Source organism: Hymenobacter agri, from assembly GCF_054778495.1.
This window is the reverse complement of record NZ_BAAGZM010000022.1, coordinates 1-18,872: the sequence shown is the minus strand read 5'-3', so window position 1 is coordinate 18,872 and position 18,872 is coordinate 1. Positions and strand designations below refer to the sequence as shown.

Annotated in this window: 18 protein-coding genes; 8 read left to right on the top strand and 10 right to left on the bottom strand. The window is 45.2% G+C overall.

All coding sequences use genetic code 11. The features are described 5' to 3' along the window. A partial coding sequence (gene secG / locus ACYVDE_RS02735; RefSeq protein ID WP_460499949.1) for a preprotein translocase subunit SecG occupies positions 1 to 318 on the bottom strand: 318 nt, incomplete at its 3' end. 206 nt (positions 319 to 524) lie between these two features. On the opposite strand from secG, the gene ACYVDE_RS02730 reads away from it, so the two are divergent. Further along, positions 525 to 1,844 (top strand): tyrosine-type recombinase/integrase, encoded by a 1,320-nt coding sequence (locus tag ACYVDE_RS02730; RefSeq protein WP_460499948.1) that lies wholly within the window; start codon positions 525 to 527, stop codon positions 1,842 to 1,844. 237 nt (positions 1,845 to 2,081) lie between these two features. On the opposite strand, the gene ACYVDE_RS02725 is transcribed toward ACYVDE_RS02730, so the two are convergent. Continuing rightward, complete coding sequence (locus tag ACYVDE_RS02725) at positions 2,082 to 3,380, bottom strand: hypothetical protein (RefSeq protein ID WP_460499947.1); 1,299 nt, start codon at positions 3,378 to 3,380, stop codon at positions 2,082 to 2,084. Positions 3,381 to 4,850: 1,470 nt separating this feature from the next. On the opposite strand from ACYVDE_RS02725, the gene ACYVDE_RS02720 reads away from it, so the two are divergent. Continuing rightward, entirely contained in the window at positions 4,851 to 5,243 is a 393-nt protein-coding gene (locus ACYVDE_RS02720; RefSeq protein WP_460499946.1) for a hypothetical protein, read from the top strand. Positions 5,244 to 5,711: 468 nt separating this feature from the next. On the opposite strand, the gene ACYVDE_RS02715 is transcribed toward ACYVDE_RS02720, so the two are convergent. Further along, positions 5,712 to 5,954 carry a helix-turn-helix domain-containing protein gene (locus tag ACYVDE_RS02715; protein ID WP_460499945.1) on the bottom strand — a complete coding sequence of 81 codons (243 nt, stop codon included), beginning with the start codon at positions 5,952 to 5,954 and terminating at the stop codon, positions 5,712 to 5,714. 127 nt (positions 5,955 to 6,081) lie between these two features. On the opposite strand from ACYVDE_RS02715, the gene ACYVDE_RS02710 reads away from it, so the two are divergent. The 6 genes from ACYVDE_RS02710 (at position 6,082) to ACYVDE_RS02685 (ending at position 12,274) form a co-directional block, all read left to right on the top strand. Next, positions 6,082 to 7,107 (top strand): energy transducer TonB, encoded by a 1,026-nt coding sequence (locus ACYVDE_RS02710; RefSeq protein WP_460499944.1) that lies wholly within the window; start codon positions 6,082 to 6,084, stop codon positions 7,105 to 7,107. A 231-nt stretch (positions 7,108 to 7,338) separates the two neighbouring features. After that, positions 7,339 to 8,256, top strand: a complete 918-nt coding sequence (locus ACYVDE_RS02705; RefSeq protein ID WP_460499943.1) for a toxin-antitoxin system YwqK family antitoxin — start codon at positions 7,339 to 7,341, stop codon at positions 8,254 to 8,256. A gap of 188 nt (positions 8,257 to 8,444) precedes the next feature. Beyond that, positions 8,445 to 9,455: an HNH endonuclease gene (locus ACYVDE_RS02700; protein WP_460499942.1), complete on the top strand. Its 1,011-nt coding sequence runs from the start codon at positions 8,445 to 8,447 to the stop codon at positions 9,453 to 9,455. Then, positions 9,448 to 9,822 carry an HIT family protein gene (locus ACYVDE_RS02695; protein WP_460499941.1) on the top strand — a complete coding sequence of 125 codons (375 nt, stop codon included), beginning with the start codon at positions 9,448 to 9,450 and terminating at the stop codon, positions 9,820 to 9,822. Before ACYVDE_RS02700 ends, ACYVDE_RS02695 begins: the two co-directional genes overlap by 8 nt. A gap of 386 nt (positions 9,823 to 10,208) precedes the next feature. Then, positions 10,209 to 11,429: a zinc metalloprotease gene (locus ACYVDE_RS02690; protein WP_460499940.1), complete on the top strand. Its 1,221-nt coding sequence runs from the start codon at positions 10,209 to 10,211 to the stop codon at positions 11,427 to 11,429. Positions 11,430 to 11,476: 47 nt separating this feature from the next. Further along, entirely contained in the window at positions 11,477 to 12,274 is a 798-nt protein-coding gene (locus ACYVDE_RS02685; RefSeq protein WP_460499939.1) for a hypothetical protein, read from the top strand. Positions 12,275 to 12,895: 621 nt separating this feature from the next. Here the strand turns inward: ACYVDE_RS02685 and ACYVDE_RS02680 are convergent. From ACYVDE_RS02680 to ACYVDE_RS02650, 7 genes are all read right to left on the bottom strand, one after another. After that, positions 12,896 to 13,552 (bottom strand): hypothetical protein, encoded by a 657-nt coding sequence (locus ACYVDE_RS02680; RefSeq protein ID WP_460499938.1) that lies wholly within the window; start codon positions 13,550 to 13,552, stop codon positions 12,896 to 12,898. Between the two features lie 230 nt (positions 13,553 to 13,782). Continuing rightward, positions 13,783 to 13,923: a hypothetical protein gene (locus ACYVDE_RS02675; protein WP_460499937.1), complete on the bottom strand. Its 141-nt coding sequence runs from the start codon at positions 13,921 to 13,923 to the stop codon at positions 13,783 to 13,785. A 251-nt stretch (positions 13,924 to 14,174) separates the two neighbouring features. Beyond that, positions 14,175 to 14,711 (bottom strand): SH3 domain-containing protein, encoded by a 537-nt coding sequence (locus ACYVDE_RS02670; protein WP_460499936.1) that lies wholly within the window; start codon positions 14,709 to 14,711, stop codon positions 14,175 to 14,177. A gap of 297 nt (positions 14,712 to 15,008) precedes the next feature. After that, on the bottom strand, positions 15,009 to 16,445 hold the full coding sequence (locus ACYVDE_RS02665; RefSeq protein WP_460499935.1) for a hypothetical protein: 1,437 nt from the start codon (positions 16,443 to 16,445) through the stop codon (positions 15,009 to 15,011). A 101-nt stretch (positions 16,446 to 16,546) separates the two neighbouring features. Beyond that, on the bottom strand, positions 16,547 to 17,521 hold the full coding sequence (locus ACYVDE_RS02660; RefSeq protein WP_460499934.1) for a hypothetical protein: 975 nt from the start codon (positions 17,519 to 17,521) through the stop codon (positions 16,547 to 16,549). A 138-nt stretch (positions 17,522 to 17,659) separates the two neighbouring features. After that, entirely contained in the window at positions 17,660 to 17,911 is a 252-nt protein-coding gene (locus tag ACYVDE_RS02655) for a hypothetical protein (RefSeq protein WP_460499933.1), read from the bottom strand. A gap of 736 nt (positions 17,912 to 18,647) precedes the next feature. Then, positions 18,648 to 18,872, bottom strand: a 225-nt coding sequence (locus tag ACYVDE_RS02650) for a tetratricopeptide repeat protein (RefSeq protein ID WP_460499932.1), incomplete at its 5' end; no start/stop codon positions are given.

Genomic DNA, 18,872 nt, shown 5'->3' with positions numbered 1-18,872 from the left:
CGCCGGGGCCGGGCCAGCCGGAGCCGAGGGAGCAGGCAGCTTGGTTTGCAGGGCGCGCTCCTGGTTCACGCTGCGCACCGGGCCACCGCCGCTCGAGGTGAGCACGTGCGAGCCGAGCGACAACACTACCAAGCCAATAGCGAAGCCCCAGGTGAGCTTTTCGAGCAGGTCGCCGGTGCGTTTCACGCCCATCATACTGGCCGCGCCGCCGGCGCTAAACTGGCTGGAAATTCCGCCCCCTTTCGGGTTTTGGGCCAGCACCACCAGGGCCAGCAGGAAACACACCAGAAGAATGAGGATGATGAGCGCAGTGTACATGAAAGGTTAAAAAAGAAAGCTGCGGATTACGCAGAAGGTTGCAAAGACTGAATTTGGAGCGCAAAGTAAGCCGCCTGTAAAAGGCTGCTGTAAATCAGCTGTTTAAATTATTTTTTCTCGGTTTGTAGGACCTCTTTTGGACCTCTTGTGGGACCTGTTTTAACTTGTAAAGGCGCTCAAAAACGTCTTTGGGGCTAATCTTAAAAATGTACTACAAACTTCGAAAAATCGGAAAGAAAACAGGTCGGGGTACTGTTTACGTCGTCTACCGTTTCGGCCAATCGGAACTAGCTAAAACGACGGGAGTAAATGTGCTACCGTCCGAGTTCAATCCTAAGACGGGCAAAGTTAATGGGAAAAACTCATTATTCCCGGAATTGAACGCGCAAATACAAGCCGTAGCGGGCCGCATGGAACGTGCAGTCAGGAATGCTAGGGGAGAAGGACTGCTCCCTACTACAGCCACAGTAGAAGCCTGCTATGCCAAATTGATATCCGTTGACGATGAACTACCGGACCTTCAGGATGGGGCCGAAGTAGCTGCCGATGACCTGCAAAGGCAGATGAATGAACTACGTACACAGCTGGCACGAAAGGAAGCGGCATACGCAGATATGTTGTTAGCAGCGGGTCTTTCTAACGGGCCAAATGCCAAAGCATTGTTTACTGACAAAATAGCCGACTTCCTAGCAACTCGTCCAAACTACCGGCCTGCTACGATTTTGGGCTACCGTGACTTAAGCAGCATGGTAGCTAAGTTCCATTCCTCTCTACAACTGGCCGATGTCAACGTTGAGTTTCTACAAGACTTTCAACGCCACTTATTAGATAAAGAAATGCGCAACCAGTCGGTGCGGACCATCCTGGACCGTTTAAGAACTGTCTACACTCATTTCGCCGAAGATGAAGGTCTTTCCTTGCTTATTTTCAGAAAGTTCAGGCCCATTCCAGCCTTGGCGAACGATAACGTGATTTACCTAACACCTGAAGAGATTGATGCGATTGCGGCCTTGGAAATCAAAGCCCCAACCCTCCGCCAAGTCCAACAACAGTTTCTGTTTGCCTGTGAGACGGGTCTAAGGCATTCCGACTTGTACATCACAGCAGCAAACGTAGTCGGGGAGGAGTTGCGCGTGACAACCCGCAAAAAGCAGAAAACTGTAACCGTTCCCCTAACCGAGCGGGCAAAGGCAATTATAGAAGGACCCTGCTTTCCATTTAAGCCAGTCAACGTGAATCACTACAACAAGGCAATTCAACAAGTCTGCAAAAAGGCCCCTGTTTTGAATGCCCTTGTGACGGTTACCCACTACTCGGGAGCAAAGACTTTTGTGCAGACACGTATGAAGTGGCAGATGATAAGCTCCCATGTTGCTCGAAAATCAGCAATCAATAACTGGTTGGCTAAAGGAGTCCGGGAAACTGTTGTAGCTGATTGGGCAGGACACAGTGACTTGAAGATGTTACAACGGCACTACCAAAATCGAGCGTCTGCCAGCCGTCAGGAAGCGTCCAAGATACGTTAGCTTGCTAGGCTCGTCTGCTTTAACGTAGAGGAGCCCTTGTCTTTGTTTGGCAAGGTGTACGGCACGCGTGAATCTGATTTGCAATTATGGGCATTCATTTATGGGCTTTTTAAATTTAAAATCGCCCTTTGCCCCATAGATGCGATGAAAATGCGAAGAGCCATTCCTGAAGAGTTAGGTGAGCTTTTACCTCTGCTATGTGAATCGCATTTATGGGGCAGAGGCTTCTGGAATACTTTATGCGGCCATAGATAGCTCTATTTGCGGCCCTTTGTATCTGGCATACATTACAATGCCGTAGCTGCTGAAGACCTCTTGCATAAGCTCCTGCATTTTCTGGGCTTGGGAAACTGGCACCAGAAACGAATCATGCTTGCTGTAGAGTGTAAGGCCCCGCGCTTTGGCTTTCGGGTAAATCTGCTCAACCATGATTTTTGCCTCTAAGCGCTGCAAATACACTGCAAGTCCCAATTTGGGGTCATTCCGTTCAATGGCTTGGGCTTTTAAGAGCTTTTTGACCTGTTTCATCCACTTGTTGGCGTCACCGTATAGAAGCGCTATTGGTGTAGCCTTCCCTAGTACATAGCCGGGGCCGCTGAAAAGCCAGCGAATGACTTCTTGTTTAGCTACTTCCCGGTCAGCTCCTAGTAATTCCTTCGCCACTTGGTCGTAAATGATGCCTGCTTGTGCGTCATGTATAAAGCTTTGCGTTTGCGGCGTAATCGGAAAGTCGGGAAACTCCACGCCAAGGCCTAACACGTCCCCATGCATCATTACGTGGGCTAAGAGCGCCACTTGGCTGTTGGCTATGTCTACTTCGGTGAGGGGCTCACCGTTTAGGGTTACAAAATCAATGAGCTTTTTGGGTAGCTCAGTGAGGTTATGGTGTAGGCGCTGGTTGGTTGCGGATTGGCTGGTCCAAAAGTCTCGTTGGTCCAGTTTCTGAATAACCTTGCTATAGTGGAATTGAAGGAACGCAGTCTTGCTGGCCCGGAAAGTTTCGGGTGCTGTCACCAAGTAGCCGTCATTCAACTTAAAAAGAGCTTTTCCACTCTGTATGTTGGCAACCTCTTCTAATAGGCTCTGCGCCCTGTACGTCCTTCTGCCTTTGCCCGGTGGGTCCGTATCAAAGCGTACCCCTTGCAACAAGCCATTTGTTCGGTAAGCAGTAGAGGTACAATCAACGCACCATTTCGAAAGGTCCAGGTGGGTTAGGTACTCCTGTAGGTACTTCTTTGCTCCGTTGGTGTCAAAATGGAGCTGGGAAAGGTCTTGCAGCAGTTGGGTGTTCCACGGTTCCGGTGCAGTGCGATGTGCAACCCCAGTGGCTCGAAGCGCCACCATAATGCGGCTAACTTCGCCATCTTCAAAGAACCTTGGGGAAATACGGTACGCCTTGCTGATACCTTGGGTGTGGGAGTAGGCTTCGGTAGTAGTGCCGGGAGAACAGTACACCTCCAAAATATTTGCCAGCTTGAGCTTTTTGATAAGCGGGCCACAATTAGGGTCAATTTTGTGAAGGTAGGCTTGGGGCAAGTGATAAAAACTGGTTAGGTCACCGACTTTGCGCTCTAAGTTTAGTAATAGCCTGTCCAGAATTAACAGGGCCTTATTGAATTGGCTTTGTGAAAGGGCAGTTCGTGGATTTTGACCGTGAAGTAGATAATGTAATTCCTCAATCAGTAGGGACGGAAGGGAAATAGACTTGTTAAGGATTGAGGTTGCTTTGTTTGGCGTTGTCAATTAATTCGTATTTAGTGTATAAAATAAAAATAATCATAAGGTGGGTGATTGATTGTTCTGCAAATTTCGGGAAATAAAACATCTTTTACAAGTGATTGAGGCATGTTTTTGCTATTTTTTCTCGACCGGTCGAAATAGTATACTTCTTATTTTTATCGACCGGTTGAGAAGTAGATAAAAGGGCGTTTTCAGACGTTTTGAAAGGGGGGGTAATACAAGTTATTTGACCAAATTATTTAAGTTGAATTAAGCGTTGTATTTTTTTATGCCATATCTATTCTGAATTAGGTTTTGCCTTTGAAAAATTCATTGGTTTAAAGAAAGGTAGATAAGAAAAGGAGACAGAAAGGAGGTAAAAAGGTAGAAAATGATAAAAGAGAAGGAAAAATGAAGAAAAGGTTTGTCCATGAAGTATGGTAAAGAAAAGGTAAACCAGTTAGTGGGAATGTGCAATTAAGTATCATGTGTAGAGGCTTGTTTATGCAGGCAGGTTGTATAAAGGGTCCATAATATTCCACATGGGTGTATTTTTAAATTGTTTAAAAAATACACGTTCCGCGAAGCGAAGACTAAGTGACGAAGGAGCTAAGTCCTACACGCAACAACGAAGCGTTACTGCACCTGCCTCTGGGTGCTAATGCCAACTGGTTTAAAAATTGGGATTAACGCCTTTTTTGGGAGGTTCTACAATCTAAAAGAGAGCTTTTAACACTATTTAAGCTAAAATGGAGTTCAAAGTCACAGCCATTTACCTTTTTTTTAAATAATTTAATTTACCGACGCCCATAAAAGAAGCCACGACTCAGATGGCCGGAGCTTCTTTGTTTTCCTCAAAATGGACTAGGGCCGTGGAGCAAAGCAAGGGAATGAAAGGAGGGGGTTAAAACAATTGCCAAGGGCCATTAAATTGTTTAATTTTCTAAGGCCCATAGAAGCCTCTGTAGTAAATAAGACCTTTCCTGTTTGTCCGAAATGAAACAGGACCGTGGAGCGACACAGAGGCGCAGCGTGACATGCTTCTGTTTCGATTACTGAAATGGTCTTGACGGGCTCAAAATGAGGGTAAATGCCTTATTATGCTACCTTCGGGGCATGGCTACTACGACAATGACAGTTTCGGGGAAAGCATAGTGGGTAGTCTAGCATTGTGAGCTGACTTTGGCCTGCGCTATGGCCGCTTCCGGCTTGCTATACACCTGTAGAAATGTACCGGGGTGCACTGGACATGGTAAGGGCATGCCATTTTAAATTAAAAAAAGAAGGATGGCTGATAGCTACAAAGACTTCAGTGAGCGTTTCCCCGGTCAGGAATTTGATTGGTTTGCTTTAGACACAGAAGGAAGCATTGGCCTCTTCTCTTCCGCTGGCTTTGGTCCTGTACCCGCCAACGTCCAGCTTCATTTTCAGGACCACGACCTTGCTGCGTCTCGTATCGACTGGCGGGTGCCGGAGGTGTGGAAAGAGTGTGCAGGGCATGGGCTGTTTGTTTTCGATTGGCAGCACTGGAACGGCCCGTACTTGAAAATGGAACAGCCTTTATGTGAAATGAAGGCGTCATTCAAGCACCAGATTCTTCAGATTCCTGGTTTGCCTGTTTTCAAGGGGGCCTTTGGTGCTGTGGAAAGCATAGCCGTGGAAGAGGACAAGGAATTTTAAATTATTTAAATTAGCCATGCTTCTTTCCTTTCCGACTGTCCTTGTTGGCGCTGGTTCTATTCAACGAAGTATTTTTATTCAGGCCCTACAAGAAAGACAAGAGCCAAAGCCGACCTCATGCATACCTTTTGCCCGTAAATGCCATCACGGGCTTAAAAGAACAGATAAACGCCTGTTGCAAGGAGGCCTGCGAACGCAATGCCCAACCAGATACGACATGGTCAATGGGCTCTTTTTAATGTGAATGAAATACTGCTTATGCTTTGCGCATAAACGGTAGGTAATTGTTGAAATAATTAACGAGCGACCAACTTTAAAACGAAGCCGTTAAGGCTGCTTTAGGCCGCTGCATGAAGTGGTGGTCAGCTTACCCGTTTTGAGTGTGTCTACGGGCCTAAAAAGTGGGTCAAACACCTGTCGATGACCTTTCCAACTGCCAGCAGGGAAGCGTAAGGAGTGGAGCGATGCCTAGTCCCTGTCCAACTTCTCTAAGTCGGGAATGTCCACTAGGTCTTTCACCGAGACTTCCAGCGCCCGCGCCAACGAAACCAGCACCCCAAGCCCTGGTTCGTGCTTGTTCCACTCGATACGCTGCACGGCAACCTTCGATAAGGAAGCACGGTCAGCAAGCTCTAGTTGGCTCCACCCCCGATGGTCCCGAAGCTTACGCAACCGTTCGCCAAAAGCTTTGACGGCATTGGGGTTTTTCACGCCCAAAGCTCCATTTGGTAGATAAGCTAATAGGATACAAATTTGTATCCTATTTGGGGCTGGCTTGTGTTTTTGTAGTCGTTTTGCTCCTTTTCGCTTACTCCTATCCTAAAATCCACCCTGCTGCATGAAGCACGTTTTACATTTGACTTCTATGTTCTCGTTTCTCAAAGCTGGGTTTTTAGCCTGCTTGTTAATGGCTTGTCTCATACCTGCCAATGCACAGGGGGGCAAAAAGACAAGCAACCAGTTTTTAACTGGGTATCAGTACCTCTTACGGGGCAACCAAAGAACTCCTATGCGCTACACCCGGTCATATTTGGGGAGCAACGGGGTTTTCGTTACCACCTACAAACTGTACCATCCAGTCAAAGGCACTCACGCGCTTACCATCACGGCCACGCACTACAAAAACGACCAAAAAGTAGTCGTAGAAATTAACGATACGAGCGGTAGCATCTTCTCGGAAATCAACAAGCAAGAGACTTCTTATGAAGGAACGCCGCTGTCCCCCTTCGGCTTTCGGGGAACAGCCGGAGCATTGGGCGGGCCAAATGTGCCGAATCAACTGGGGGTTCAATTTGCAAGTGGAAAGGCGGAAAATGTGAAGGTGTTGAGCGTCATTGGTTCAGGCGAGGATTTTGAATTTTTTGTGCTGGATAAAGAGTCTGTGTTAAAGCCCGTTGTAGCAGCCGAGCTAAGTGGGCTACAAGAAGCTAAGGCACTGTACGGTGGCCCCACGCATATGCCTTCTTCCAAACCAATTGAAGCCGATTCGACCGAGAACCCGATGTCAGAAGCTGCGGCAAACTACCCTTCTGACGACAAGGTGTACACGTTAGTAGACCAAATGCCGCAACTCCCTAGTGGCGGTGGAAGTACAGCCATATCGGAGGCCATTATAAACGCTACGAAGTACACGCCCCTAGCACTCCGCAATCAAGTTCAAGGACGACTTATCGTAAGCTTCATAGTAGAACCGCAAGGGGATGTGCGTGATGTATGGGTAACCAAAGGATTGGGGTCAGGTTTGGATGAAGAAGTGGTTCAAGCAGTAAAAAGCTTACCCAAGTTCATTCCTGGCAAACAAAGTGGCCGGTTAGTTCGGGTGGCATTCACCTTACCTGTTGATTTATCTGTTCACCCCAGATAGCAGTGTGCTTTCGGATTAAGGTGCATACCAACACCAAAAAAAGGCGCTCCTGACGAAGCGCCTTTTTGCTTTGAGCCCTACAGGAACACCGAACGCTAAAACTGACTACGCCTTATTACTAGTCCTGATAAAGGTTTGAAGGGCTTAAAATGGCGGTCCAAAGCCCAATTGGCATGTTAGCTATTGGAACGAGGTATTAGCCCAGTATATTCACGGTCTTATTCTACCGCTATGTTTCAACGTTTACTGATTGTGGCAGTATTCGGAATGCTGCCTTACGTGGGTTTGGCCCAACACGCTGCCTCTATTCCAACTGCCGATACCGTTTATTTCGACCAAGATTGGAGCCGCACCTCCATTCGGCAAGATGCCCACTATGTGCGGCTCGTACGGCACGGCTCCGATGGTAAGCCTCTTGGGACGGTCCGCGACTTCTATTATCCGTCGTGGAGGAAACAGGGGGAAGGCAAGCTGTTGAGCGAAACCCCCGACGTCCTAAACGGCTTGTGTGTGAGCTGGCATGAAAACGGCCAATTGGCCGTTCGCGGCACGTTCGTCCAAGGTAGACCTCAAAGCGACATTCAGCAATGGAACGAACAGGGCAAGCCGGTGACGTGCGGGTGGGAAGCGAGAGATGTATTCACGCCCAATTCGCCAACTACGTTGTATGCCCGCTACAGTCCGTTGCAGTCTAGCGCAATGTACACCGTTCCCATTCCTGCGGGTTTGGATGGGCTGTTCTATGCCTTGGACATTCGCGACACGAAAGCACCTTTAGTTTCGCTGGAAAACGCAGTGGCTGTGTCTGCCATGTTCGTTAAGGCGTATAACGGCGACCAAGCAGGAGCAATGCAGTTGGCAGTGAACAAGGCAATGGAGCGGTTGCAGACAGTGGTCATTCCTGCTAATCTCCCCCCTACAAAATGCCGGTACTTGATTACCGCCGACAAGAAACTGGCTCAATACTACACCGATAAGAAGGGCATGATAGAAACGGCCGGGCTGATAGAGAACAGGCCGTCCGTGGCAAGCATAGTGTCCATCCCGGCCGGTTGTCGGGAGTTTTACGTGTGCATCAGCAACGACAACTATCAAGCTCCCGCACTGGCACAACTAACCGTCAAAGGGATTGTGCGACGGTGTCAATGATGGACAAGCCTTTTCGCTAGGTATATTTTAAATAATTTAAGAAGATTAGCGAGATAACACGGTCACTTGGAGCTAAGCCGTTACAGCAACTTTCACACTTGGTACGAAGCGAGGTGTGGCAAGCTCTTGTTCTTAGTGCAGTCGGAATAAGTTGCGGGTGTCAATAACCCATTCAAAATGGCCAGCTAATGGACACCTTTACCGACGAAGAATATTGGGGCGCAATTGTGCTTTATGGTCTGAACAGCGCCACTTACAAAATGGCATTGGGCAAGACCCTGCTGGACTTAGGGAAGCAAGGGCTAGTAGAGGTTCCATGGGATGTGCTGGCAAGGGTCTATCTCGACAATTATACTGCGCGGCTAACGGGCCCTACTGCGTTGCCCCAACAAGGCAATCCGACACGCCTGACCATTATGGAGCGAATTGTGCGTCGGTACCAGCAGGGTACTTTGGAGTACAGCCAAGCCATCACAGAGGTAGCAGCTACGGCTTTCTCCGACGTCATACCTCGTTTCCAAACCATTGGCAACAATAAAGAGCTGGCGCGGGGTAAGTTTTATGAATTCAGCCAAGGCAAGTCTCTAACCTTAACTGACGGCTTGCTAACCCTCACGCAATCGGCCCAACTGTCCGAGTTTCGCAACCAGCTTAACAGCCGGTGGAATCTGTTGGAAGGAGCTTTTCAAATGACGCGTGACCATTCCCAATTGTCCAACGACGTGCGGGATATTTATTTGGTCAATGGCTACCAACGCACCAGCCTTACGGCCAACATTCCGTTTTTGGAGGGCTACCAAGGGAACGCTTGCTTTTACTGCGCCGAACCTATACCCGAAGGAGACGTGCATGTGGACCATGTTTTGCCCCGGCAAGTGCTTCTCCACGACGAAATCTGGAACCTTGTATTGGCCCATAGCTACTGCAACACCAGCAAGAGTGACAAACTGGTGGGAGAGCATTACCTTACGAAGTTGATTCAACGCAATGAGAACATCATGGGGAGTAACCACCCCTGGAAAGCCCGCATGGAGCGTGACTTAGGCTCTACAGGTATTCAACGCGCCAAGAAGCTGCGCTGGCATTACGAGAATGTACGGAAAGCCATGGGCCCAAACTATTGGGGAGGCATAGCAACCTACAATCCATCCACCGACCCGTTCTTTCGCAAGTTCATAACCGTCTTGAATAATGGCTGAAACGTCCGTATTCCTAACTATTCCCACAGATAAGTACGTGCTGGAAACGCGGTGCTTCTTCGTCATTCGAGACGGCTACCCCGTTAGTCCCGGCCATTCCCTTATCATTTCCAAGCAACTTCGGCGTGACTTTTTTGACCTAACGGCGGAAGAGCAGCAGGAGCTACCCCAAGTCATTCAGAAGGTCAAGGACAGTATTTGCCAAGAGTACACGCCCGACGGGTTCAATATTGGCATGAACTGCGGCGAAGCAGCCGGACAGACGGTGTTTCATTTTCATTGCCACATCATTCCTCGTTACAAAGGGGACATGGACAACCCACGCGGAGGGGTCCGGCATAGTGTAGCTGGGAAGGGCTATTATTAAATGACTTTTGCTAAAGATGCTCTTAGCCAAGCACCCTTTTAAATCATTTAATTTTTAAGCTCCACAGAAAAGCCCCTGCTGAAAGGCACGGGCTTTCTTGTTTTTTACAAAATGGATAGGGCCGTAGAGCGACGCAAAAGCGGAGCGCGACGGATTCCTGGTTCGCCTGCTAAAAAGGTCACGAAGGGCTTGAAATGACAGTAAACGTCCTGGTCAACTACTTGGTGTAATTGGCTTAGACCTTGCCCTTGGTTCCTATTCCAAGATGTATCGCAGCTAGCGCTTGCGAAAAAATATGAAGCTAAGTATTGTAATAACGAATTGTTTTGCTACTTTGGCATCTTGAGATAGCTCTATTGTTGAACGAGGTTTTGCACCGCAGCAGTATGGATAAGAAAATCACATTCCCTTTAGTCTTTTTGACTGGTATAATGGTGTTGCTGCTTTCAATACCACTTTTCTCAAAACAGGCTGTCAATAAGGTGGAAGATGACGAAACCACAAGGAGGCGTGCGTTACTATGGCCAGGTAATACAGCTTCTGTCTGCTGGATAGGGGCCACCACTGCGAATATCCAAGAAAGAAATTGGGTTAGACAGGCTATTAGGAGAACGTGGGAAGCTTCTTCGGGAATAAAATTTACTGATTGGTGCGATTGTAATGCTGCTACTTCGGGCAAGAAAAATTGGATTAGAATACAGATAAAAGATACAAATCCTGTTACCTATGCTTATGGGTTCAATGTTGCAAAGAAGAATCCCGGTATGGTATTAAACTTCGATTTTAAAAAAACTTCCGTTTTAACCACAATATTGGAGAGCCAAGACGGTCTAAAAAAATTTACAAGTGAGGAGGTGTTTCCAGCTAATCTCGAAGGAAAAAAAATTTATATAGAAGCTCAGGCCGTACATGAATTCGGTCATGCTATAGGTTTTAGACATACAACAGCTAGGCCAGAATGTGAATTTAATTGCCAGTTTGACCATTTGAATGAGGATAAAAATGCTGTATGGGTCACCCCATGTGATGAAAGGTCAGTTATGAATTATTGTAATGATACGTATTTGAATGACGGATTCTTAAGTGATTTTGATATAAAAGCCGTCCAAGATTTTTATCCATCCTATAATAAGGCAGAAGATTCTATCGCAATCTTTTTTCATTCTGAAGTAAAAAAGGAGAAGTTGCCTAGATTGAATAAGTTTCCTAGGATTGATATTAGGTTAGGAAGACCACAACAGCAGGAGCAAGCACAAAGGGATTTTCGCTTTAAGCGCGAAACCAAGACGAATGCATTTGTACAAATAAGTACAAAGACCATTAAAAAAATGAGGTACCCTATTGAGCATATCGAATATGCGTTTCATAGTCAAACATTTGACCCTATGCCTTCTTATGATAAAGGCAATGACTTTACGGTGCAATTGAATAATGTATGGGGTAATTTTAGTTGTAGCGCTAAAATATTTTTTACTAAAGGTCCTCCTATAATTAAAACTAGGTATATATACGCTGTTAAACCTATTGTAGAGCCTTCAATGGCTTCAAACATGGTTTACAAGCTTGATAGAAATGGAAAGAGCGTTACAAGGACACGAATCGAGTAATAGAAGCCCTTTTTTGTTTTCTTTTTTCTAAATAACCCTCAAATCACATGAAAACTCCTGTACTACCTTTTACCATCTTGATAGCTGTTGGCGTTTATTCCTGTAATAATGCCCAGCAAGAATCTTCTGCTAAGGGGGAGGATAAAAAAACGGATTCACAAACTAACGTTAATTCGGATACTCTAAAGACTAAAAGAGTTAAAGCTTTCAGCGTAAATAAAGTCTTCGTCGGTGATTCAATGATGAAGCGTATTCAAGAAGCTGCCGGTGCTCCTAGAAGCGTAACTCAAAGCTTAGTTGTCGAGAGCAACGAATGGGCAAATAATCTTGACGACCTTGTTGGGAGGATTGTACGCGTTGAGGCTGACGAAAATGGACAAAGGCAGATTGTTGATGTTTTAAAAAATATCACAACTAGTCAATATACACCAAAGGTTATCACCCCAGTCAACCCTGAAATTGAAGACCGTCTGATTCAAAAGGAGAAGGCCCTTGAACTCGGTTTTATGGGTATTGGCTTGGAAATTAAAGACAACCAAGTGTTTAAATACAAGGCCACAAATATGGCTTTTACAAGGGTGTTAGACCGTGATATTGATGCAAACAAAGTGCCCGATTCCTATAAGTGTACTGGCGACCAATGTTCATACTATTACATTAATAGTGCGTCGGTTAAGACGTGTGAAACTACACTGTTTACGGAGAAAGGCAAGAAAGTGAGTGCGGACGATATTCCAATTGGTGGTGCCGCAATACCGTTCAAAGCCAAAGTATATACAGCCAATACTATGCAGGATTACCATAAAAAAAATCTTGTGTTTTGTACATTATTGCGATTGCCATAATAGGAAATATCTGCTATGAATGAGTTGCAAGTTTTATTTAAATATTGCCATTAATCGCATGATGCGTTAGTTGTCTAACAGTCTGTTTGGAATCCATATGGTTTATGCAAAAAAAGCGCTTTATCCGGAGCGCTTTTTTTATTTATCAACACTAGAAAGTCATATTCCCTAAATGGCTTAAAGCTTACTGCCTAGCCCCAATAGTGACTTTCTAAGCCAGAAAGGACGGTCAATGTAAATATGCAGCATGGGTTACTACGACAACGATAGCTTCGGGGAGAGGATACTAGGTAGCCTGGTTTTGTGCGCTGTCTTCGGCCTGCTATACGGCCTCTTCCGGCTTGCTCAATACCTGTGGATATGGGCCGGGGCGCATTGGCCGTTGTAGGGAGAGGTATTTAAATTTAAAAATGCGGCATGCCTGACAGCTACAGAGACTTAAATGGGGATTTTGGAAGACGCGCTCTTTGCTATTGCGCAGCCAAATACTATCCGCTTTGCTAATAGGGGCTCTAAGTTCAACGACAGCTTCCCCGCAATTAAAAAGTTTAGGACCGCCAAATCAGTCCCGAACTACAACGTCTCGATAATTAGACCCAGGTACAATTCTTCTGATTACGCTTAAAAAAATAGCAACTCGGCTAGTTTCTGTCCCAGCGGCAGAATAGCATAAGCGCTGCCGCCATCGGTTCCGTCCAGGCTGGCGTTGCCGCCACCTATTACAGATAAATAAACCAAGCCAAGCGACTCCAGTGCAAACACGGCATCATCACCTGCGGAATCGGCATTGAATTGGCGCAAACGGAATAGGTCCGGAAGAAAAGCCCTGTCCACGATGCCTGCAAAGCGACCAAAAAGTGGATAATCGATTCTGCCGGCTACATAGGCTCGGAAGAGCCGGCCAAGAACGTCGGCCTTTTCCATGTCATTGAGTCGGTCCAAGACGAGCACTAGGTTTTCACCCACCCGCTTTTTAAAATCCGGGTCAAATACCATTTCTCGTATAAATGCCTGCTTTTCTTCTGGTTTGATTCCTTGCAATTGAAGTAGAAACCTGCTCAGTTTGCGCATAAAGAGCTTTTCACGCATTGCTAAACCCGCCCGCACCAACTTCACTGCCGACCCGAACACGGGTACCGCTTCTATAGCATCACTAGCGCTTGTAATTCCATCAAGCACTAACTCCGAAGCATCAGAAGCGAGGTCGGTCAGGTTTTCGTTGGCAATACTGTCAAGAATGGACAGCCCTAATGATTCTGGGTTATTTGGTGTACTCATGCATTCAGCAGGTTTAAGAAGAAAGATACTGTCTCCTTACTGGAAAAATTAAATTGTTTAACCAAATGGGAGGGGCAGAAGTTAAGTTGTGAAAGACCTGATTTAACCCGTTGGTATGTAGGGAAGGTGTTTCCCTTCTAGATAGGTCGTTAATGCCACTACGGGCCTAAAACAGCGTCAAAAGGCAAGATTGAAGGGGTATGCTAGTAATCCATCTTTTTGCCCAAGTACTACTCATGGCGGGGCATATTGCCCAAGCTGTGGAAGTAGGCCCCGGTCAGGTCGGTTATCTTGTCGCACAGTACCCGAATGTCGTTTTCACCGGGTAGCTTTTCGTTGAAGTAGCGAACCGTCACGCCGTCCAGCCGCAACAGGTCGGGAGTGCCGCGCCTAGGTTCGCATCAGTCTTTGATATGTTCTTCGTCAATGTATTCGGTTTGTTCCGTGACGAACTGGATAGCCATTTCCTGTACAGGAGTAGGGTTTCGGGGAAAGAAAGGCTTAAAAACGTTCATGGCTTTCGGCAATGAGCTTAAGGACGTTGTTAAAATGACACAGTACGTTTGGCTGCTTATTGTCTCCTACACAGATTCACATAGAAAGGAGTATGATATTCAGTGCGCTAAAACCCACCATTTTTGGCCAAGTACTTGCTAACTATGTAACCCTCAACATATTTGGCTTCATCTACCATGAACGTCCTGACTTTTACCCATTCAGTATTCGTTATTTCTATGACGGTTACGCTATTAGTTCGTTCCAATGTCCGCACAATTGGAGCAGAGGCAGAAGGAGCTTCTCGAAGGTTAAGAGTAGTCGCAGTCACAAAATAGGAGTTATCCACTTCGACAATCCTCTTGGTAACACCTCTCTTGGAACCCGTACTTTGGCTGCCTGATGAAAGAGAGATTGTTCGCCTTGGAGCAGCGGAATAAGCCGGACGGATGCTTGCTGGTGCGGCGCAAACACCACAAGTCCCCCCACCACTACAATAGGCACATCTGCTGCAATTGGTACAGGCGGAACATGAAGCGCTACCTGTGCATCGGGAAAGGGGGGAAGTTGCGGTCCTGCGGAGTGTTCCATTCGGCTTTCTGTCGGTTGATGGCCCAGAAGCAGTAAGTAAAATGGAAAAGAGAAAAAGTATCAATAGCTTCATGTGACTGTGGGGGTTATAGGTAGACAATCTTGGTTAATGAGGTGTTGAAAGTAGTGAATTGATTCGACCTAAAAGGCATCAATTCACTAATGACTTTGCTGTTGGGTTTTGAAATCCACTGTAATCCTACGCATACAAGCGCCTCAAAATGCGTCCATTCAAAGCGCAACAGTCAAATAACCACCCGAAGCATTTCATGGACCTCCGTCTGTAAATGCTGTATAGGGCCTCGTTGCTATATCTGTTTCCTCAAAATGTGAGAAGAAAGAGGAAGCCAAAGCTGAAAAAAGGAGCCTTTTAAATTAAATAAAAAAAATGTTCAGTAACATCTTGCTTTCTGTTGTATTGTAGCCAAGAGGGGAAATTGATAATATGACCCCTGTATCCTACGTGTTTCATGATTAAGGAGTATACCATGAACAGCAATTTTGCAATGATATAGTCTAACTCATTTGATTTTTCCTCTATTTCTGTTTCCTTAAAGGGTGACGTTCCATGTAGGAATTTGTTTCTGTGATTCAGTATCTTAATATCGCTTTCAGATAATTTCAGTCCATAAAACTCAAATGGAAAAGATAGTTTTTTTGAATTTGTGGGCTTATTCAAGTCATTGAATTTTGCCTTCAAAATATTGAGGGCATATTCAGACAAAAAGGATTCATATTCATTGACAGTCAAGATAAGCTTGGCTTTTATTTTGTCAAAAAGTTTTTTATCTGGTATAGGGTTAAGTTTGCTTTTATTTTCGTCATAAATTATATTGGTTATTGTCTCTAATGCCAGTGAATAGATAGATGCTTTTAATAATGAGAACTTTGATTCATTGCCTTCTAATGTTAAGAGGCAGCATCTTGCAAATGCCGTATTGTTAGATATTTTCTCGCACAAATTTTCAAAGATTTGTTTTGGCAATAGCAATGGGAAGTTTTCAGGCAATGGATACTTTAAATCCTTTATGTATTCCGAAAATCTGAATGGATTGAAAAGAGAATAGCGTGTGTATATTGATTTCTCGGTTTTGTAGTATGCTGTTGCGTCAGCCATTGTGATATTATCATGATGAATTACTTGGTAGTATATTTCATCTTGGAATAAGTTGCCAGTGACTATTGCAAAAGCAAGGAGTATCGCTTTTGTATTTGTCTTAAATTCACTGAATGTGTTCTCCTCTACACTATCAATGAAAATGAATTTGCGATTATTGTATTCGTTTTTGCTTTTGAATATGTGATAGTCTTTGTTGCCTATCCTGACTTCAACTAGCCCGCTGAATGTCGTTGTTTCGTTTATTTTCAAAACCTTTGACTCAAAACTGCTGAACTCGGGCTCAACATCGGTTATTATACAAAGTCTAAGTAGCTTATTGTTAAAAAAGTCGTTATCGTGTGTTTGGAAATTTGTAGTAACGGAATTTATTATTTGAGGATTGCTTATCGTTACAGTTGAATGCGAAATTGAGTCAGGATTTATTATGTGGCTTTCCCCGCTCCTAATTAGTTCTATTTTGTTGTATAGTCCAAATTCCCCAGCATCATCTAAATATTTCTGGCCATACAACTTGTTGAGCAAGAACTTGCATTCAAAGTCCTTGCCTTCTTCTTTCTTAGTTATTGCTGTACAATCGTGCAGAGGATAATTCTCTAAGCTTACTTTAAACGCCTTTTCAGAATGGATATTATTGATTGATTCAATTGACCAATAAACCGATTTTTCAAAATCATATTTAAAATCCATGAGTAGATTTGTTAAGAGGCGTTTCGAGAAAGAGTAGTCTGTGCGAATGATAAAGACACAGATAAATGCCTTGTTGAACAGCTATTAGGAAAAGTAACACCTTAAGAAACGGGAGCATGAAATAGGCCCAAACCACTTTCTGTTACATTTTCTTGAAGGCTAGCAACGTACTCTAATTCCTTTGGTAACGTCACGGGATAGAAGGTTTGAAGCCTTAAGATTGGCTGAACAGTACCACCCGCATGACGTTCTGCGTCCTTGAACCAGATAGCATATATCACTCCATTATACCTGATGTAAGTGCGGCGCTTATTGAACTGTGTGCAAGGTATATGATTGAAGTACATCTCTAAAAAGAGCATCAAGTGATTAGGTAGCTCTTCCGGGTTTATAGTTTGGTCTTGGTGGTATGATGCATCATTTTGGTAGCTCGTAGCCCTTGGTGCATAATGCCGGAACAGTATATGAAAGAAGGCAAAACTATCAATTACAATTTCGTAGTTACACCTGTGAAGCACTTGTTCTGTAGCGCCAAGTTCTTGGTAATATTCTCGTATTTTTAAATATAAATACTTGCTGTGTAGAACAATGGCTTTAATGAAGCTGTCTCGTAGCCGAGCGCCCATTCTAGTATTATTTGCAAAGTTCCTTGCATTTTTTAGATGGTTGCGTGACTCTTTTACTACATGCTGTAGTAATTGCTCTGAATGATTTGTTGTGTTAATAACTTGTAGCCATTCTTGGTATTGCGAATCTAAAAACGCAACATCTTTCGCAACTATATTAGGTGGAATTGGTCCGAAAGCATTTCGAGCGATTAAAAGGCCGCTCAGATTGTTTTCATAAGCTAAGTAGCAGCCAGTGAAAGAATAGTTCTTACAATAGTTGATTTCGTGTAAATCAAAAAAGCTGTTATCTCCTTCTGAACGAGATGCTGCCAGAAATGAACATGTGAAATCTTCCTCGGCAAGAGAAAGAGGCTGACCTGCTTCTGCTGCATTAACAAGGGTCTGTAGCATAATCGAACCTTGATTGAGGTCCTTTCTGCCAATTGCTAATTGGGAGGCTGTATACATTTGACTGATTTAGAGTTTACGTTAGCTTTGGTCAGCATATCCAGTTAGGCAATCTGGGCCCTTATAGAGTTCGCCCAACGCAGGAGAGGTTGGGTTCTAAGTCGCCTTTTTTAAATTATTTAAAAAGGCGACGTCTAGTTAGGTCAGCCAGCCGGGCAACTGAATATACGCTTCGTAGTCCTCCATGTGGTTGACGCCGGTAAGGCCCCGAAGCTGGATAATGCTGGTGGAGGCGGTATCAAATTCCACTTCGACAAAAAAGCGGCCTGGCAGTTCATAGAGCTTGAACGCAAATTCTTCTTCCCAACGCACCATTAAAGGCCGCCCTGTGTCGAAAATGGCCACAAGCTGCCAGCCGTGAGGCAAGGCGTCAAATTCGGAGAGTGTCATGGCAACGCAATTATCAGGGCGTTTTAATGAACCAATAGGTTGATGCTGCTACCCGTTTTGCACGTTTTAAAGAATCTTTCCGAAAACGTTCTATACCAACGTATAAGATTTTGTTACTCGAATTTATGACAAATGATTCTAATTAATTGAAAAACAAGGTGATATAGATGGCTTGCAATCAATGAGCATGAAATTAACCAAGCTACAGGCCTAGGTGCTAATGTTTGAGCTGGGGCAATCGTGGAGCAGGCGTGTAAAGTAATGGCAGAAAACTCAAAAGAGTATGTCTGCCATGAGCTTTTAACTTAGGCCATTTAAATTTACCTGTGCCTTAATCAGCAAGGAAATTCAGTAGGGGCTTGCGCCCCACGCAGTGGTCCCGAAATACCAAACGCACACTTCTTAGGGCACAGTGATTGAAAGACAAGGCTCTTTTTACCCCAAATTAGGCCCGTGGCGAGACTATCGGGGCGGCCTTCGTACTTGGTGAGGGCTAAACCATTTAAGTGGCTTCTAGGGTCTGTTTCGGCTGTTCTCCTTGGGTGGTGTTGCCATTAGGAGACTTTTAAACCCTGCCATTGAGTAGTTCGACTTTGAAATGTTCAAAACGGAACATATAAGCAACGCTATGCTCTCAAAAGGGGGGAGAACATTTTTGGTCCCTTAAAAGTGGGACCCATTTTAAAAAGCCTCTTCATTAGGCAAGCATAAAAGCTTATTAAAGAGACTGTTTAAATTACGCAGAAGGTTGCAAAGACTGAATTTGGAGCGCAAAGTAAGCCATTTTTTCCGGCTGTTTCACCATCAGCTTTTCATAAATCTCAATGGCTCGGGCGGTTTTGCCCTGCCGCACGAAGATTCGGGCCAGATTTTCGGATACCAGGTCGGGCTCAGCTCGGGTGCTGCGCACGCTCAGGTCGGCCTGGCCGCCGGGGGCGGGGGGCAGCATGGCCGGGCGCGT

Excerpts from the sequence above, each read along its gene's own strand:
- ACYVDE_RS02730 (WP_460499948.1), top strand. The coding sequence starts at position 525 with ATGTACTACAAACTTCGAAAAATCGGAAAGAAAACAGGTCGGGGTACT.
- ACYVDE_RS02720 (WP_460499946.1), top strand. The coding sequence starts at position 4,851 with ATGGCTGATAGCTACAAAGACTTCAGTGAGCGTTTCCCCGGTCAGGAA.
- ACYVDE_RS02710 (WP_460499944.1), top strand. The coding sequence starts at position 6,082 with ATGAAGCACGTTTTACATTTGACTTCTATGTTCTCGTTTCTCAAAGCT.
- ACYVDE_RS02705 (WP_460499943.1), top strand. The coding sequence starts at position 7,339 with ATGTTTCAACGTTTACTGATTGTGGCAGTATTCGGAATGCTGCCTTAC.
- ACYVDE_RS02700 (WP_460499942.1), top strand. The coding sequence starts at position 8,445 with ATGGACACCTTTACCGACGAAGAATATTGGGGCGCAATTGTGCTTTAT.
- ACYVDE_RS02695 (WP_460499941.1), top strand. The coding sequence starts at position 9,448 with ATGGCTGAAACGTCCGTATTCCTAACTATTCCCACAGATAAGTACGTG.
- ACYVDE_RS02690 (WP_460499940.1), top strand. The coding sequence starts at position 10,209 with ATGGATAAGAAAATCACATTCCCTTTAGTCTTTTTGACTGGTATAATG.
- ACYVDE_RS02685 (WP_460499939.1), top strand. The coding sequence starts at position 11,477 with ATGAAAACTCCTGTACTACCTTTTACCATCTTGATAGCTGTTGGCGTT.
- ACYVDE_RS02680 (WP_460499938.1), bottom strand. The coding sequence starts at position 13,552 with ATGAGTACACCAAATAACCCAGAATCATTAGGGCTGTCCATTCTTGAC.
- ACYVDE_RS02670 (WP_460499936.1), bottom strand. The coding sequence starts at position 14,711 with ATGAAGCTATTGATACTTTTTCTCTTTTCCATTTTACTTACTGCTTCT.
- ACYVDE_RS02665 (WP_460499935.1), bottom strand. The coding sequence starts at position 16,445 with ATGGATTTTAAATATGATTTTGAAAAATCGGTTTATTGGTCAATTGAA.
- ACYVDE_RS02660 (WP_460499934.1), bottom strand. The coding sequence starts at position 17,521 with ATGTATACAGCCTCCCAATTAGCAATTGGCAGAAAGGACCTCAATCAA.
- ACYVDE_RS02655 (WP_460499933.1), bottom strand. The coding sequence starts at position 17,911 with ATGACACTCTCCGAATTTGACGCCTTGCCTCACGGCTGGCAGCTTGTG.